At 45.1% G+C, this 16,465-nt stretch carries 16 protein-coding genes; 7 read left to right on the top strand and 9 right to left on the bottom strand.

All coding sequences use genetic code 11. The features are described from left to right. The first annotated feature begins 3 nt into the window (after positions 1–3). Together hemW and ACMXYX_RS01390 are read left to right on the top strand one after the other, a co-directional pair. Positions 4–1,146: a radical SAM family heme chaperone HemW gene (gene hemW, locus ACMXYX_RS01395; RefSeq protein ID WP_415897392.1), complete on the top strand. Its 1,143-nt coding sequence runs from the start codon at positions 4–6 to the stop codon at positions 1,144–1,146. Positions 1,147–1,259: 113 nt separating this feature from the next. Beyond that, positions 1,260–3,125, top strand: coding sequence for a methyl-accepting chemotaxis protein (locus ACMXYX_RS01390; RefSeq protein ID WP_415897391.1), 1,866 nt, complete (start codon positions 1,260–1,262; stop codon positions 3,123–3,125). A gap of 5 nt (positions 3,126–3,130) precedes the next feature. Here the strand turns inward: ACMXYX_RS01390 and ACMXYX_RS01385 are convergent, their stop codons facing one another. From ACMXYX_RS01385 to lptM, 6 genes are read right to left on the bottom strand one after another with little or no spacing between them, the layout of a single operon-like run. Further along, complete coding sequence (locus ACMXYX_RS01385; protein WP_415897390.1) at positions 3,131–3,850, bottom strand: HAD family hydrolase; 720 nt, start codon at positions 3,848–3,850, stop codon at positions 3,131–3,133. Then, the gene (gene xerC / locus ACMXYX_RS01380; RefSeq protein WP_415883211.1) at positions 3,847–4,746 is read right to left on the bottom strand and encodes a tyrosine recombinase XerC; all 900 of its coding nucleotides are present in this window, start codon (positions 4,744–4,746) and stop codon (positions 3,847–3,849) included. The genes ACMXYX_RS01385 and xerC overlap by 4 nt, the downstream gene beginning before the upstream one ends. Positions 4,747–4,765: 19 nt before the next feature. After that, entirely contained in the window at positions 4,766–5,449 is a 684-nt protein-coding gene (locus tag ACMXYX_RS01375) for a DUF484 family protein (protein WP_415897389.1), read from the bottom strand. Then, positions 5,446–6,288, bottom strand: coding sequence for a diaminopimelate epimerase (dapF, locus tag ACMXYX_RS01370; protein ID WP_415897388.1), 843 nt, complete (start codon positions 6,286–6,288; stop codon positions 5,446–5,448). Before dapF ends, ACMXYX_RS01375 begins: the two co-directional genes overlap by 4 nt. A 9-nt stretch (positions 6,289–6,297) precedes the next feature. Continuing rightward, on the bottom strand, positions 6,298–7,554 hold the full coding sequence (gene lysA / locus ACMXYX_RS01365) for a diaminopimelate decarboxylase (protein WP_415886672.1): 1,257 nt from the start codon (positions 7,552–7,554) through the stop codon (positions 6,298–6,300). Positions 7,555–7,564: 10 nt separating this feature from the next. Next, on the bottom strand, positions 7,565–7,693 hold the full coding sequence (lptM, locus tag ACMXYX_RS01360; RefSeq protein ID WP_415883207.1) for an LPS translocon maturation chaperone LptM: 129 nt from the start codon (positions 7,691–7,693) through the stop codon (positions 7,565–7,567). Between the two features lie 216 nt (positions 7,694–7,909). On the opposite strand from lptM, the gene cyaY reads away from it, so the two are divergent. Both cyaY and ACMXYX_RS01350 read left to right on the top strand, forming a co-directional pair. Then, positions 7,910–8,242: an iron donor protein CyaY gene (gene cyaY, locus ACMXYX_RS01355; protein ID WP_415906412.1), complete on the top strand. Its 333-nt coding sequence runs from the start codon at positions 7,910–7,912 to the stop codon at positions 8,240–8,242. A 1-nt stretch (position 8,243) separates the two neighbouring features. Further along, on the top strand, positions 8,244–8,810 hold the full coding sequence (locus ACMXYX_RS01350; RefSeq protein WP_415906411.1) for an SIS domain-containing protein: 567 nt from the start codon (positions 8,244–8,246) through the stop codon (positions 8,808–8,810). 13 nt (positions 8,811–8,823) lie between these two features. Here ACMXYX_RS01350 and waaA read toward each other — a convergent pair whose 3' ends face one another. Next, positions 8,824–10,101, bottom strand: a complete 1,278-nt coding sequence (gene waaA / locus ACMXYX_RS01345) for a lipid IV(A) 3-deoxy-D-manno-octulosonic acid transferase (RefSeq protein WP_415906410.1) — start codon at positions 10,099–10,101, stop codon at positions 8,824–8,826. 90 nt (positions 10,102–10,191) lie between these two features. On the opposite strand from waaA, the gene ACMXYX_RS01340 reads away from it, so the two are divergent. Both ACMXYX_RS01340 and ACMXYX_RS01335 read left to right on the top strand, forming a co-directional pair. Beyond that, positions 10,192–11,367 carry an FAD-dependent oxidoreductase gene (locus tag ACMXYX_RS01340; protein WP_415906409.1) on the top strand — a complete coding sequence of 392 codons (1,176 nt, stop codon included), beginning with the start codon at positions 10,192–10,194 and terminating at the stop codon, positions 11,365–11,367. Continuing rightward, positions 11,364–12,167 (top strand): aldo/keto reductase, encoded by an 804-nt coding sequence (locus tag ACMXYX_RS01335; RefSeq protein WP_415906408.1) that lies wholly within the window; start codon positions 11,364–11,366, stop codon positions 12,165–12,167. Before ACMXYX_RS01340 ends, ACMXYX_RS01335 begins: the two co-directional genes overlap by 4 nt. 28 nt (positions 12,168–12,195) lie before the next feature. Here ACMXYX_RS01335 and hldE read toward each other — a convergent pair whose 3' ends face one another. Then, the gene (hldE, locus tag ACMXYX_RS01330; RefSeq protein ID WP_415906407.1) at positions 12,196–13,629 is read right to left on the bottom strand and encodes a bifunctional D-glycero-beta-D-manno-heptose-7-phosphate kinase/D-glycero-beta-D-manno-heptose 1-phosphate adenylyltransferase HldE; all 1,434 of its coding nucleotides are present in this window, start codon (positions 13,627–13,629) and stop codon (positions 12,196–12,198) included. Between the two features lie 23 nt (positions 13,630–13,652). Continuing rightward, positions 13,653–15,380 carry a lipid A export permease/ATP-binding protein MsbA gene (gene msbA, locus ACMXYX_RS01325; RefSeq protein WP_415906406.1) on the bottom strand — a complete coding sequence of 576 codons (1,728 nt, stop codon included), beginning with the start codon at positions 15,378–15,380 and terminating at the stop codon, positions 13,653–13,655. Positions 15,381–15,544: 164 nt separating this feature from the next. Here msbA and ACMXYX_RS01320 point away from each other — a divergent pair, with 164 nt between their 5' ends. Beyond that, positions 15,545–16,465, top strand: a complete 921-nt coding sequence (locus ACMXYX_RS01320) for a lysophospholipid acyltransferase family protein (RefSeq protein WP_415906405.1) — start codon at positions 15,545–15,547, stop codon at positions 16,463–16,465.

Below are 16,465 nucleotides of genomic sequence, written 5' to 3'. Positions count from 1 at the left end.
TTTATGAGCCTACAGCTGCCGCCACTCTCTCTTTACGTACACATCCCCTGGTGTGTGCGTAAATGCCCTTATTGCGATTTTAATTCTCATGCGCAGCGTGATGAACTGCCTGAAGCAGAGTATATCCAATGTCTATTGGATGATCTGGAGTCAGAAAAACATCTCGCACAAGGGCGCAGCATCCAAACAATCTTTATTGGAGGCGGTACACCCAGCCTATTTTCTGCAGATAGCTTTAAAGTATTACTGCAAGGCATTAACAATATTATCCCGCTAGAAAAAAATGCCGAGATCACGCTAGAAGCTAACCCTGGCACTTTCGAGCAAGATAAGTTTGTTGGCTATCGAGATGCGGGGATTAATCGACTCTCTATCGGCGTGCAAAGCTTTAACGATCAGCATCTCGCAAAGCTTGGGCGAATACATAACTCTGACAATGCGCTTAAAGCAGCCACATTAGCTCGTGAACTCTTCCCTAAATTAAATCTAGACTTGATGCATGGCCTTCCTGACCAAACGCTAGAAGGCGCATTGAGTGATTTAGAACAAGCGATAGCCCTACAGCCTGATCATCTATCTTGGTATCAGCTAACCATAGAGCCCAACACAGAATTTCACTCTCGTCCCCCACTACTCCCAATCGATGACACTCTGTGGGAGATCCAAGAGCAAGGGCAAGCGTTGATCCGCTCCGCAGGTTACAGCCAGTATGAAATTTCTGCCTATGCTAAATCGAATGAAAGCCAAGCCAAACATAATTTAAATTATTGGCAATTTGGTGACTATCTCGGCATAGGCGCAGGTGCTCACGGCAAGATCACACTTCCAGAACAAAACAAAATCATTCGCCGCTGGAAACAGAAACAACCTAAAGCCTATATAAACCCAGCAACAAGGCTAACAGGCGACACTGAAATAAGCCCAGAAGAGCTTCCTTTCGAATTTATGCTCAATGCATTACGGCTGTATCATGGTGTACCTAGCAATCTGTTTACAGAACGAACGGGGTTACCCCTATCGATAATCGAGCAGTCACTAGTAAAAGCACAACAACAAAAGCTACTAACAAAAGAGCTCCACACACTATGCCCAACCGAGCAAGGTCGTTGTTTTTTAAACAATTTACTCGGTTTTTTTATGCACTAAGTAGTTTTACGGTTCGCAAACAAGATCATTTGTACTAAGTTTATAAGCGATATTGAATTTTCTGCAGACAGGGATAGGTCAGCTCTCAAATTTTATTCCTAGGCGCAGTAAAAATGACAATAAAATTCAAACTAACGGCATTAATAACGTTCATTATCATTTCGATCGCATCGATGTACGGCATGCTCCATTTTGCAATCAACAACGTTTCCAGCTTGAAAGATGCTGAAACAGAAGTCAGCAACCTTGAAAGCAGCATGCTGACCTTGCGACGCCATGAAAAAGACTTCTTAGCTCGAGACGATATCAAATACCTAAAACGCTTTGACGATACCGTTGCTGCATTTCAAGCCGAAATAACCACTCTTGAAGAGCACTTAGACCACGCCGGTATTCCGCACGAGAAAACTAAAGATCTACATATAATCATTGATACTTATGCCGATAATTTCCATCAGTTAGTGAAATTGAAGCAGGAGATCGGTTTATCTCACAATGAAGGCCTACGCGGAGAGCTTCGCAAGGCAGTACACGGTGCTGAAAGCAAAGTAAAAGAGCTAGATAACTATCATCTCTTAGCCGATATTCTGCAATTACGCCGCAATGAAAAAGATTTCCTTATCCGTAAAGACCTGAAATACCGCAAAAAATTTGAAGCTAATTTTGAAAAATTAAATAACGACCTAGAAACTGAGTTATTCAACGAAAGCGATATAACCGAAACTAAACAGTTGCTATCTGTCTATCGTTCTAAATTCCTGACCCTGATCGACAACTACGAACAGCTTGGACTCAGCAGCAAGCAAGGCCTTCTAGGCGAAATGAGGAAATCAATTCACAAATCAGAGACTTTACTTGACGAACAAGTTATCGAAATTACGGAGCGTTTAGAAAACGAAATAGCTTCGATCCAGCTTTTCTCAAGCATAAAAGCCATCATCATCGCAGGCATCGTATCTGCAATAGCCCTATGGATAGCTCACAATATCATTTCTCGCCTACGCAACCTTCAAAAAGTAATGGGCAATGCCAAAGAAAATAAAGACCTGACCGTCCGTTACAATGTTGTCTCAAAGGACGAATTAAGTGATATGGGACATAGCTTTAATAGCATGATGTCTGAATTCCAAAGCTTGCTCGATCGTGTTAACAACTCTTCAATGCAACTAAGCGCCGCTGCCGAAGAAGTGTCCGCAATCGCTGTTGAAACCTCTCAAGGCTTAGAAACTCAAAAAGCCCAAGTAATCCAAGTCTCTGCCGCTGTACAAGAGATGGAAAGTGCTATGCGAGAGATTGCTCATAACACTGAATTGACTGCGCAAACTGCAAGCCACTCACAACAAAGCGCTGCTGAAGGCCAACGTATCATCAGTCACGCAATCGAGAATATTAACAACCTAGCAGAAGGTGCTAGCCAAAGTACCGAGGCTGTCACTCTGTTAGAAGAAAACGGTACTAAGATCGGCACAGTACTAGATGTTATTAAAGGGATTGCCGAACAAACTAACCTACTTGCACTTAACGCTTCCATTGAAGCTGCGCGCGCAGGTGATCATGGCCGCGGCTTCTCAGTCGTTGCGGATGAAGTTCGAGGTTTGGCTGGTCGAAGCCAAGAATCCGCGACTGAGATCGATGTCATGATTAATGACCTACAGCAGCAAACAGGTCAAGTATCCAACTTAATGATGCGTAGTGTCGAGGTAAGTGCTCAAAGTGCAGAAGAGGCAGGAACCAGCATTAGCGCACTGGATAAAATCATGAATGACGCCACCAACATTGTCGATATGACATCTCAGGTGGCTGCGGCTGTTGAACAACAGACTGCCATGGCAGGTGATATCAACAACAATGCTGAGCAAATTCAAACGATTGTCGAGGTAGCCAGCGAACAAGTTGGTCAAAATGCTGAAGCGAGTGAAGAAGTCGCTAAACAAGCGGCTTACTTACAACAAATAGTAGGCCAGTTTAAAGTTAAATAATTACCTTAGAGAGTTATACGGTTGTGAGCTTGCTGATTAATTTCAGCAACTCGCGCCGGCAACTCGCTTAAACAAGATACCTGAGCAGACGCACTAGGTGATTTATCACCCGATTGCAGATTAACCCAAATTGTCCACAACCCGACAGCGGCAGCACCTTCCACATCATGTTCATGATTGTCCCCCACATGGATAACCTGCTCCGGTCTTAAGCCCGTGTGCGCTAACATCTGTTCGAACATTAATGGGTGCGGCTTCATCTGCCCGACATCATCTGCTTTGAATTGGAAATCGATCAGATCGGCTAGGCCCACTCGATGAATATCAGCATTACCATTACTCAACGCACCCAACTGATAACCTTGCTGCTTCAATTCCAATAAAACTTCACGTGCATGCTCAAAAAAGACCACTTCCTGGCGGGCTTGAATAAACACGTCAAAAGCTTTGGCAGCCAAGGCTTCTACTTCATCCGCGCTGTAACCCGCTTTTCGAAGACCATACTTCAACTGCGCCATCCGAATCAGCGTTACACTATGGGCAATCTCTGGAGCATCTTCTAAAACGATCTGACGCAAAACAGCAAGATCATGTAACTTGTAATGCTGTAAAAATGCCGATGCATGCTCAGATATCCAAGTAAACATAGTTTGGTTTGCATGCAGGATAACAGGGTCGACAGCCCAGAGAGTATCATCAAGATCAAAGGTAATGCAGCGTATCATTTCTGGCTCTTTTTCCGTGCACGAGGGTGAGCACCTTCGTACACTTTCATTAAATGTTGGAAATCTAGGTGAGTATAGATTTGTGTTGTGGATATATCCTCATGCCCTAGGAGCTCTTGTACGGCACGAAGGTCACTACTGGATTCAAGAATATGGCTAGCAAAACTATGACGGAGTCTATGCGGGTGAACTTTACCATTCACACCTAGATATTTACCCCAATAATCCATCCGCTGCTGCACCGAGCGAACCGTAATACGGCTACCACGCTTACTAACAAAGAGCGCATTCTCATCATAGTTAGCCAATTCGTGACGCACATCGAGCCATCGATCTAAAGCCTCAAGTGCCTTCCGCCCTATGGGTAATTCACGTTCTTTACGGCCTTTGCCCACGACCCTCAAGCTTCCCTCGGAAAGATCCAAACTATACAGGTCGATAGCCACCAGCTCTGATACACGCAGTCCAGATGAATACATAAGCTCCATCATTGCGGCATCCCGAGCAGAAATGTTATCGGTCACGGGTACATCGAGCAGTGTTCCCATCTGATCAACATCGAGTGTAGAGGGCAGCTTACGGGGTGATTTAGGCGCTTGCACGGCTGCAGCAGGGTTTTGCTCTACTACCGATTCACGAGAGAGGAAATTATAGAAACTACGGATAGCTGACAGAGAGCGCTGAATACTGCTACCGGCCAGATCTTTACGATGTAGCATCGCTACATACTGGCGAATGTGTTTAACCTCAACCGAAGACCATTCAGTCAGGGTCTGTTGCTCAGTAAAATCGAGTAGTTTGTTGAGATCGCGACTGTAATTATCGAGGGTGTGAGGAGAGAGCTGGCGTTCAGTCGCTAGGTAATGAAGAAACTGCTCTAACAGCGCTTCTTTCAACTCTCTCCCCTATCTTTCTTTAATGATCCTGCTGACGCAGAATACGAGAAGCTACGCGGCTTAATACTTCACCAACATAGCTTAGCAATACTGTGCCTTGGCTACTGGTAAAGTAGTTCGCATCAAAGCTACCAATTGCCAACAAACCTAAAGTTTCGCCCTGCACTAACGGCACAACAGCAGCGGATTGAACTTTGATAGCTTCATCACCAAAAATGAATTCATTTTCAGCATCAGACAGGCGTCCACAGCTAGGTAGATTAGTACCTACCAAACTATCAATCACCGCAGCATCTTCACGCAGAGTAAGTCGAAGGTTATTCACATCTAAAGGTTTGCTCGTGAACAAAATCAACGCTGTGCTATCGCTAGCAAAGTCCTGACATAAGCTTTCATCAATCGCTACAGCAATATCATCCAGCGTTTCAGCTTCCAGTAATGCCAATACCATACGCTTGGTCTTCTCGAACTGCAGATCATTATGTCGTGCAATATCGATCAGATCAGAAAGGTGCGCTGTTAGATTCTGGTTTTTTTCACGAAGAACCGTAGTTTGACGCTCAACCAAAGAGACAGCTCGACCTGTCTCATGAGGTACGTGTAATTTTTCCAGTAATTTTGCATTACCTGTGAAAAAGTCAGGGTGTTGCTGGAGGTATTCCGCTACCTGAGCTTCGTTAATCTGTCCTGTTTCTTCACTCATACGAAGATCTGTCCTTCATAAACCGTTGTTGCTGGCCCTGTCATAATAACGGGATGGCCTTCACCCTGCCACTCGATCTCAAGATCGCCACCAGGAAGATGAACTGTCACAGGCATATCGAGCAGACCGCGCAATTTTCCTGCAACAACCGCGGCGCACGCACCGGTACCACAAGCAATCGTTTCACCAACGCCACGCTCAAATACACGCAAATTAACTTCATTGCGTGCCAATACCTGCATAAAACCGATATTCGCTTTTGCAGGGAAGCACGTATGAGGCTCTAGCACTGGACCCAATGTTTCTACTGGCGCTGTTTCGGTGTTATCCACAACCAAAACCCCATGCGGGTTGCCCATAGATACCGCACTTAATTCAACTGTTTCAGCTGCGCCTTGATGGTCAACCTCAACAGGGTAAGTAATTGCTTGCTGGTCGGCCGCAAAAGGGATCTCTGAAGGCTGCAATATAGGCTGACCCATATTGACCTCAACTCGCTTATCTTCGCGAATTTTCAGGCACATACGGCCATTAGCCGTCTGCACGACAACTTCGGACTTACCCGTTAAGCGCTTATCGCGAACAAACTTGGCGAAGCAACGGGCACCATTACCGCAGTTCTCTACCTCTGAGCCATCTTGATTGAAGATCCGGTAACGAAAATCCACATCTGGATCTGAAGGCGGCTCAACGATTAATAGCTGATCGAACCCTACACCAAAGTTACGATCACCAAGCTTTTTTACCAGTTTAGGCGTAACTTTTACGCGCTGGGTCACTAGATCCAGCACCATAAAGTCATTACCTAAACCGTGCATTTTGGTAAAACGGACTAACATCAATAACCCCTAACGATCCTTAGGTAACAGCTGTTCACCCTTAACTAGATCAGCCAGAGTTTCACGCTTGCGAATCAGGTGGAATTGATTGTCATCCACCATCACTTCCGCAGGACGACCACGGCTATTGTAGTTAGACGCCATCACAAAGCCATAAGCGCCTGCAGAACAAACAGCGAGTAAATCACCAGCTTCTAGTGTTAGCGCACGATCTTTACCTAAGAAGTCACCCGTTTCACAAACAGGACCTACAAGGTCCCATTGTTTCTCTTCACCACCTTCGCGCAACATTACCGGAACAATCTCCTGATAAGCGCTGTATAAAGATGGACGGATCAAGTCATTCATTGCACCATCAATGATTGCGAAATTTTTCTCGCCAGTGCACTTCAAAAACTCAACACGAGTCAACATTACACCGGCATTGGCCGCGATAGAACGACCAGGCTCAAAAATCAGCTCAAGGTCACGACCTTCAACTTTCTTAAGAACTTCTGAAATATATTCTTGAGGCGTTGGAGGCACTTCATCGGTGTAACAAACACCTAGACCACCGCCCAAATCCAAATGCTTAATTGTGATGCCTTGCTCAGCTAACTGATCTACTAGTACCAATACACGATCGAGTGCATCTAGGAATGGAGTAACTTCCGTTAGCTGACTGCCGATGTGGCAATCCATACCGACAACATCAACATTTTCCATCTGAGCTGCGCGGCCATAAATGCGTACAGCTTCATCAATATCGATACCAAACTTATTCTCTTTCAAACCTGTAGAGATATAAGGATGGGTACCTGCATCTACGTCTGGGTTCACACGGAATGAGATCGCAGCCACTTTGCCTTCAGCACCAGCGACTTCGTTTACACGCTCAAGCTCAGCTTCTGACTCAATGTTAAAGCAACGAATACCTACTTCGAGAGCACGCGCAATCTCTGCTGGCTGTTTACCAACACCTGAGAAAACAACTTTAGAAGCATCGCCACCTGCACGTAGAACACGTTCTAGCTCACCGGCAGAAACAATATCGAAACCTGCACCTAGGCGCGCAAGAACATTTAGCACTGCAATGTTGGAGTTAGCTTTTACGGCATAACAAACTAATGAGTCATGCCCTTCTAATGCATCTGCGTATGCTAGGTAAGCACGCTCAAGTGCATCACGAGAATACACATATGTTGGTGTACCAAACTCTTCGGCAACGCGTGTTAAAGCAATTTCTTCACAGCAGAGCTGCCCATTTTTATATTCGAATGAATCCATGAAAATTCTCTTACTTCTGCTGTGATTTTTTCTGATTTTCTGCATCAGGCAGATACAAAGGGCCTTTCTGGCCACATCCACCCAGTACTAACATACTAAGCAGGACAACTAATCCAATTCGTTTGGTCTGCGTTTTCACAGTGGGAATCCCATTAAACGGTCTAATGCGTCGATTATACCTAGTTCACAGAGATTTCATAAAAACGTTTTTCATATCCAAGTAGATATAAAGAAAAAACTGCCTTTTAATCGATAATTTTGGGAGTTAATGAGAACCATTCTTCGGCTTTTAGCTATTGCTTGATATACTTCGCCTCTATAAACACGATTTCAAGGCAATAGCGCCGGAGTAAACATGACTGAAAGCGAATTTAACGATCTGGTTGAAGAAACATTAGAGCAGATTGAAGAGGTGCTAGATGATGCAGAAACCGACATTGACGTTCAGTTCGGTGGCGGGATCCTAACGATCATCTGTGAAAACCGCACTCAGCTTATTTTTACCCGTCAGGCTCCTGTTAAACAACTGTGGTTGGCAACCAAGAGCGGTGGTTTCCACTTTGACTATGATGAAAGCCTTCACAGCTGGGTTTTAGATAGCGACGGCCAAAAGCTTGAAGATTTCTTCGGTAAAGCCTTTGCTGAACAAGCGGGTGAAACTCTGACTTTCGATCTATCTGGAGCTTAATATGTCATTCTCAAATGCGCTACAACGCCACTTTGATACCTTTAACCAGTTAGACAAAATTGCTGCTGATAGCCAACTGCTTGCCGATCAAATTGAGCAATGCTTCAACCAAGGCGGAAAATTGATCTTTATGGGTAACGGCGGCAGCGCCGCCGACAGCCAGCATCTAGCAGCAGAGTTTGTTGTACGTTACAAGGCGGAACGTCGCCCACTCGCAGCGATAGCACTTACAGTGGATACTTCGATTCTTACCGCTCACAGCAACGACTACAGTTATGATTCTGTTTTTACTCGTCAACTACAAGCACTAGCTAAGCCTGAAGACCTGATCATCGGTATTTCGACTTCAGGCAACAGTGCTAACGTGATCGATGCGATTGAAGCGGCGAAAGAGATCGGTTGCACCACTTGGGCTTGGACAGGTTCTCACGGTGGTAAGCTAAACGATATTGCCGACCACTTAATCCGCGTGCCATCTGATGAAACAGCACGCATTCAAGAAGCCCACATTTTTGTAGGGCACTGGTTGTGCGAAGAGATGGACAGACGAACCACTAGCAACGCCTAATGGTTCGTCTGCATTAATTTCTATTAATGCAGACCCGCTCAGTCAAGGCGTATAAACGATCCAATGCGCCTTGATTGTCCTTTACAAAGGCCTGACCTAACTCGCCAATTTTCTCTCTTTCAGCAGGCGCTTGTATCAACTTCTCGATCTGTTGCTGCAATGCACTTTCATCTTCGACTACAACCAACCCGCCAGCTTCTCGTAACGAGTCGCAAATAACTTGGAAGTTAAAGAAGTGCGGTCCCATAACTACGGCTTTCTTTAAAACTGCAGGCTCCAATGGATTATGCCCACCGCGCTCAATTAAACTTCCGCCAACAAACGCAATATCAGCCGCCGCTAACAATTTCATAAGTTCACCCATAGTATCACCAAGATACACCTGAGTTTTAGGACTCGGTTGTTGACCTAAGCTACGACGCGCCAACTTAAAGCCTTGCTGCTTTATAAGCTCTGCAACTCCGTCAAATCGTTCTGGGTGGCGAGGCACAATGACCAGCAATAGCCCTGGAATACCCTCCAACAGCTTGTGATATACATTTAAGATCGTACTTTCTTCGCCTTCATGCGTACTTGCCGCAATAAAGACCGGTCGATCCGCACCCCACATTTCTCGCAAGGCGACAGCCAAACGCTCACTCCCTTCTGGAGCTGAGACATCAAATTTTATTGATCCGGTTACCTCCAAAGCACTCTTTGGAAGGCCTAAATCAACAAAGCGCTGACCATCAACGCTATTTTGCGCAGCTATCTTAGTAATCTGCTTTAGCATCTGATCAGTCATCTTGCTGAAACGAGCGTAGCCCTTTGCAGATCTTGCTGATAAACGTGCATTTGCGACTAACACAGGCACATCGTGTTTGGCACAACCTGCAATCATGTTTGGCCATAATTCAGTTTCAACGACCACACAACCGCGCGGTTTCACTTTAGAAAGAAAACGATTAATCGCACAAGGCGCATCATAAGGGCAGTAATAGTGAGTAACACTATCACCGAAAGTATCGATAATTCTTTCAGCTCCCGTCGGCGTCATAGTAGTCATCACAATGGGCAGCTGCGGATAGCGGGCTTGTATCAGCTTAACGAGAGGAATTATCGCCAGTGCCTCACCGACAGAAACAGCATGAATCCATAAAGGACGATCATCAAAAGCTGGCGATTGAAAAAAACCAAGTCGCTCCTGCCAACGCTGGCGATAAGCAGGCGCCTTACGCCCTCGCAACCATAACTTCAGCAAAATAAACGGTAGAGCGATATAAAACAGGCAAGTATAGAGAGTGCGATTCATAAAAAGTGAGCACATCAGTCGACAATAAAGTCACCTAGTATAACATGCATCGGCTAGCTCCTAAGCGCCCCCATGCTTATAATGCCGTCTATGAATACACTTAAACTTGATCTCGTAATCGTGGGCGGCGGCGTTGCTGGCCTTTGGCTTCTCAATAGAGCAGTAAAAGATGGCTTAAATGCCATTTTGCTAGAAAAAGACACCTTAGGTGGCGGACAGACCATCCGTGCACAAGGGATCATTCATGGCGGTACCAAGTATGCGCTAAACGGCGTACTGACCCAAGCATCCAATACAATCAAAGAGATGCCGCAACGCTGGCGTGATTGCCTAAATGGCAACGGCGAAATAGACCTTACCTCTGTAGAAGTTCTATCTGAAGCTCACTATATGTGGTCTAAGGGCTCCTTAGGCTCTCGCATGACTACCTTCTTTGCGACCAAAGCCTTTCGCGGACGTGTTGAAGAGGTATCCAAATCAGATCGCCCTAAAGTGTTTTCAAATTCCAAATTTAAAGGGTCTCTCTACCGCTTGAATGAGCTGGTATTAAACGTACCAACCGTGATTGATGCACTGAGAGCACCTGTTGAAGATCGAATATTCAAAGCAGATCTGAACCAAGCTGAAATCCAGGTTCAGGATCAACAGGTTCAGAGCATCGCCTTTAATGAGCATGACTTAACACTGGAAACAGCTCAGTTGGTTCTGACCTCTGGTGAAGGCTACGAATCTATTGCTAGTCAATTAACACTCGAACAGCCCGAGATGCAAAAACGCCCTTTGCATATGGTGATGGTCAAGCACGACCATAATTTACCTACGTTTGCTCATTGCATTGGTACTGGCAGTAAACCGGTAGCAACGATTACCACACACCCTTGCAGTGATGGCAAACAGGTTTGGTACCTTGGCGGCGATGTTGCTGAAACCGGTTTAGATCGCTCTCCAGCTGAACAGATTCAATTTGCTCAGAAGGCATTAACAGACTTACTCCCTTGGGTGGATCTTTCCAATGCCGAATGGAGCACATTCCATGTGAATCGCGCCGAACCTAAGCAATCATCCCTAGCGAGACCCGATTCTGCTTTTGCTCAGAAAGTCGGCAATTGCATCGTGGCTTGGCCAACAAAATTAGCGCTATCGCCTGATTTAGCCGATCAGGTGTTACCTTTATGTAAGAAAATATCATCTGATACTGACCTTTCACCTCTAAAAGTACTTTCTAAGCCGGAAACCGCACAGCCTTTATGGGAGAGTGAGTTTTGATTAAACGCGAGCTAGCTCAAACAAGTTTAAAGATCTCACCCATCGGCTTAGGCACAGTAAAGATCGGTCGAGATAAAGGCGTAAAGTATCCAACGGGGTTCACCATTCCTGATGACAAAGCGGTGCTTGATTTAATCGCACAAGCTAAAGATTTAGGCATCAACCTGATCGATACAGCCCCTGCTTATGGCAATAGCGAAGAGCGCTTGGGCCCTTTGCTTAAAGGGCAGCGTAACGACTGGGTTATCTGTTCAAAAGTCGGTGAAGAGTTCGACAATACAACTGGTGAATCCGGCTTCAATTTCACGCCGGAGCACGTGCAATACAGTGTAGAGCGCAGCCTTAAACGCTTACACACGGATTACATTGATATGTTACTGGTACACTCTGATGGAAATGATGTAGAGATCATCCGCAAATACGGTATTTTGGATGTTCTAGAGGAACTAAAACAGTCAGGCAAAATCCGCGCGACTGGTATGTCGACGAAGACCGTAGAAGGCGGATTATTAGCTTTAGAGAAATCTGATTGCGCGATGGTGACTTACAATCTAAACCATCGAGATGAAGAAGCCGTCTTGGACTACGCAGCCCAAAACAATAAAGGCATATTGCTTAAAAAGGCACTCGCTTCTGGCCATATCTGCCTAGATCAAACTCAAGATCCAATTCAGGCCAGTTTTGACTTTATTTATGCCCATCCTGGCGTAGCCTCAGCCATTATCGGCACAATCAATCCTAAGCATCTAGCTAGTAATGTGAACGCGGCTAATACCGCGCTCAGTAAACTTGCGATCTAAGCTAGCTTAAAAAGAGTGCGATAGCCGACTATTCGTCGCTATCGCCCTGAATTTTCTCAACAATGGCTGTAGTAGAGCAATTATCTAGAAAAGAAAGCACTCGAACCTCACCACCATAACTACGCACGAACTCACCACCAACAACACCTTCAATGCCATAGTCGCCGCCTTTGACTAAGACATCCGGTTTCACCTGTTCCAGCAAACGTTCAGGGGTATCTTCAGTAAAGTACAGCACCCAATCGACCGCTTCCAAACCGGACAATACAGCCATACGACGCTCAACCGGATTAATAGGGCGACCCGGTCCTTTTAAACGACTAACGGATTCATCGCTATTGATAGCCAAGACAAGGCGATCACCTTGGGCTCTTGCTTGCTCAAGATAACCTACATGACCTGCATGCAATATATCGAAGCAACCATTGGTAAAAACAATACTCTCGCCAGCTGCACGCGCATCAGCTAATGCAATCAGCAACTGCTCTTCAGTCACTACACCACGCTCAGCACCTTGCTCTTTAGTCACTGCACGACGCAGTTCTGGCGCACTGATAGCCGCAGTACCCAATTTACCAACAACAATGCTCGCTGCGATATTGGATAAAGCTACAGCATTAGTGAGTTCCTCACCCGCCGCTAAAGCTGAAGCAAGTGTTGAGATAACTGTATCGCCGGCACCTGTAACATCGAACACTTCACGTGCACGTGCAGGGAAATGAACCTCATCACCTTCCGCTGGAATCAAGGTCATGCCATGTTCACTACGGGTCACTAGTAAAGCCTCTAGTTCAAGCTCTTTCGCTAACGCCTGTCCTTTAGAAACAAGTTCTTCATCAGAGGCACTGTGCCCAACAATCGCTTCAAATTCAGACAGGTTAGGCGTCAATAAGGTTGCGCCGCGATACTTACTAAAGTCACTTCCTTTAGGATCAACCAGCACAGGCACGCTTTCTGCTTTTGCTGCTTTGATTAAACCTTGGCAATCAGACAGAGTACCTTTACCGTAATCCGACAGCACCAAAACACCAACATTACCCAATAAAGGTTCTAATTCTGATTGGATACTTGCACTGTGTTCAGCAGAGAAAGCTTCTTCAAAATCCAAGCGAATCAACTGTTGGTGACGACTGATAATGCGTAATTTAGTGATCGTCGGCTCTTCTTCGGTAATCGAAAAAGCACAGTTCACTCGAGCTGAGGTCAGCTGTTTCTGAAGCGCTTCACCCGCTTCGTCTTTACCAACCAAACCCACCAAAGAAACACCTGCCCCTAAGGCTGTTACATTCAATGCCACGTTAGCAGCGCCACCTGGACGATCTTCATTCTGCTCAACTTTTACCACTGGCACCGGTGCTTCAGGCGAAATTCTTGAGGTTGGCCCATGCCAATAACGATCCAGCATTAGGTCCCCGACAACTAGGACCTGTGCTTTATCAAAACGTGGCATATTGATTTTCATTCAATTTCTCCGTGACTAAGTGCTTAGTCAATTTCAGTAAACTGCTTCTGGTAAAGATCCGCATACATACCGTCCTGCTCTAAAAGCTCAGTATGCGATCCTTTCTCCATAATTCGACCTTGATCCATTACGACAATCTGGTCCGCAGATTCTATTGTTGAAAGCCGATGCGCAATAACCAAGGTAGTTCGACCTTTCATAACGTTTTCTAAGGCTGCTTGGATATGGCGTTCAGACTCTGTATCCAAGGCTGACGTTGCCTCATCAAGAATAAGGACTGGGGCATTTTTCAAAATCGCACGTGCTATCGCTATGCGCTGGCGCTGACCGCCCGATAGTTTGGTGCCTTTCTCTCCTACATGGGTATCTAAACCATCAGGCATCCGCTCAACAAACTCCATAACATGGGCGGCATGCGCTGCTTCAATTATTGTAGTTTCCTCAACATCAGGGTCTACCCCGTAAGCTATATTCTCACGAATCGTGCCATCAAATAGGAACACATTCTGAGTTACCAAGGCGATTTGAGAGCGTAAAGAGAGCAACTCGTAGTCATCGAGTTTATGACCGTTTAACAGGATTGCCCCAGTGGTCGGTTCATAAAAACGGGGAATCAAACTTGCCAATGTGGATTTACCACTACCTGATCTGCCAACGAGAGCTACAGTTTGTCCTGGTTCTACTTCAAGATTCAAACGATTAAGTACAGGTTTATTGGGCAGATAGGAAAAACAGAGATCTTTAAATTCAAGTCGGCAGCTTCCCTGATCTGTTTGAGCTGCCAAACTGCCCGTATTACTTTCTACTGTTTCATCCACGAGCTCAAAAATACTTTTAGCTGCGGCAATACCACGTTGAATAGAACTGTTTACTTCAGTTAAAGCGCGTAGCGGCTTAGCAATTAAGCCAGCAGCAATAATAAACGCAATAAACTGCCCCGCAGTCATATCGTTATTCATCATAGGATGTAGCGCTAAGAAAATAAGGAGAGCTAATGCACTGGAAACAATAATCTGAACAATAGGAACACTTAAACCTTCAGTGAACGCTAATTTTAAACTTTGACGCAAATTCTGCTCACTGGCTTTTTCAAAACGTTTTCGCTCTTTATCACAACCACCAAATGTACGCACAATCTGAACACCTTGAATGTTTTCAGAAGCGACATGAGTGACATTCCCCATAGAATCTTGAATACGATGACCCAAACGACGAAAACGTTTAGAGGCAATCATCACAACCAAAGCAATTAATGGAGACACTGCCACAAATACCAGAGTCAGCTGCCAATTAAGATAAAGTAGATAAACAAAGAGACCAATAACTGTCATTCCTTCTCGGACAGCTACTTTAAGCGAGTCCGTAGCAGCAGTTGTTACCTGCTCAACATTGTATGAAATTTTAGAAAGAATATGCCCCGAGGCATTATTATGGAAATAATCGAGGGGGATTTTCAGCAACTGATCAAACATGACTTTTCTGAGCTGATGCACGACATTACGAGCCACATAAGCGGTAAAAAAGTTCCCCATGAAAGTACCAATACCACGAGCGATTGCAATACCAATCACCGCAAGAGGGCCATAAATATACGTCCCCTCTTTTTCCTCACTAATGGCATCAATCAAGTATTCCATCAACGCTGCAAAACCAGTCTGGGCACTTGCATAGAGGATAAATCCAAAGATGCCCAATAAAAAAGGTAACCAATAAGGGCGAACATAGGTTAAAAGACGAAAATATATTTTCATCCCTATACCTTTCTCTAGGTCATTTTTAGACATAAACGGACATTAATCCTCAGAAATTAGGCCGGCATTATAACCTGATGATATAACTTCCCCAACCTTCTAGCTGGCTGACAAACTAGGACACACGTATAATCAACCGCTTATTGATCAAGATCTGATTGACTGTGAATAAAACTGAATCCCTTTTAACTCCAAAATACTGGCCAACTTGGCTAGGTGTTATTCTTCTTAGAATGCTTGCTTTACTGCCTTTTAAAATGGGTTTAGCTTTCGGACGCCTGCTAGGTATGGCGCTGTACTATTTACTACCGAAACGTCGCCATATTACGAATGTAAATTGCAAGCTATGCTTTCCAGAATTAGATGAAGTAGAGCGCGATCAATTTGTCCGCGATGTTTTCAAAAACAACAGTATCGGGTTAGTTGAAACTGCTTGGTCATATTGGGGAAACAAAAAAGCTCTACAGGAGCGTACAGAATATCGCGGTTTTGAATTGTTGGATGAAGCCTTGAAACAAGGACGTGGAGTCATCTTACTTGGTGCCCATTATTCTCACTTAGATTTAGGCGGCATGCTTTTTTCTGGGTATGGCGCTCCACTGATCTCTATGTACCGCCAACACAACAATCCGTTAATGGAAAAAACGATTAGTGAGGGACGTGCTTCGTTTAGCCGCCCGATTGAGCGAAAACAGTTGCGAGAAATTATTCGCTGCCTCAAGAAAAATCAGGTTGTTTGGTATGGACCTGATCAAGATATGGGGCATAAGACATCGGTATTTGTGCCATTTTTCGGTCAAACTGCCGCGACCGTGACAGCCACAACGCGCATGGTAAAATTGAACAATTCACCTCTTCTATCAATGCAACAACGCCGTAAAGAAGACGATTCTGGTTACATTGTAGAAATTGTCCCTGTAGATAACTTCCCTAGCGGGGATGAAGTTGAAGACGCAAGATTGGTGAATTTAGCCGTTGAAGCAGGCGTAAGAAAAGCTCCCACACAATACATGTGGGTTCACAAACGATTTAAAACACAGTTAAATGGCAAGGAAAGCCCTTATCAGAAATCCTCAACGCAGTAG

It is taken from the genome of Neptuniibacter sp. QD72_48 (assembly GCF_047778065.1).
Taxonomy (GTDB): domain Bacteria; phylum Pseudomonadota; class Gammaproteobacteria; order Pseudomonadales; family Balneatricaceae; genus Neptuniibacter.
Note: the sequence above shows the minus strand (reverse complement) of the source record. Positions and strands in the feature narration are given on the sequence as shown.

Coding starts and splice junctions, on each gene's coding strand:
- hemW (WP_415897392.1), top strand. CDS start 4: ATGAGCCTACAGCTGCCGCCACTCTCTCTTTACGTACACATCCCCTGG.
- ACMXYX_RS01390 (WP_415897391.1), top strand. CDS start 1,260: ATGACAATAAAATTCAAACTAACGGCATTAATAACGTTCATTATCATT.
- ACMXYX_RS01385 (WP_415897390.1), bottom strand. CDS start 3,850: ATGATACGCTGCATTACCTTTGATCTTGATGATACTCTCTGGGCTGTC.
- ACMXYX_RS01375 (WP_415897389.1), bottom strand. CDS start 5,449: ATGAGTGAAGAAACAGGACAGATTAACGAAGCTCAGGTAGCGGAATAC.
- dapF (WP_415897388.1), bottom strand. CDS start 6,288: ATGTTAGTCCGTTTTACCAAAATGCACGGTTTAGGTAATGACTTTATG.
- lysA (WP_415886672.1), bottom strand. CDS start 7,554: ATGGATTCATTCGAATATAAAAATGGGCAGCTCTGCTGTGAAGAAATT.
- cyaY (WP_415906412.1), top strand. CDS start 7,910: ATGACTGAAAGCGAATTTAACGATCTGGTTGAAGAAACATTAGAGCAG.
- ACMXYX_RS01350 (WP_415906411.1), top strand. CDS start 8,244: ATGTCATTCTCAAATGCGCTACAACGCCACTTTGATACCTTTAACCAG.
- waaA (WP_415906410.1), bottom strand. CDS start 10,101: ATGAATCGCACTCTCTATACTTGCCTGTTTTATATCGCTCTACCGTTT.
- ACMXYX_RS01340 (WP_415906409.1), top strand. CDS start 10,192: ATGAATACACTTAAACTTGATCTCGTAATCGTGGGCGGCGGCGTTGCT.
- hldE (WP_415906407.1), bottom strand. CDS start 13,629: ATGAAAATCAATATGCCACGTTTTGATAAAGCACAGGTCCTAGTTGTC.
- msbA (WP_415906406.1), bottom strand. CDS start 15,380: ATGAAAATATATTTTCGTCTTTTAACCTATGTTCGCCCTTATTGGTTA.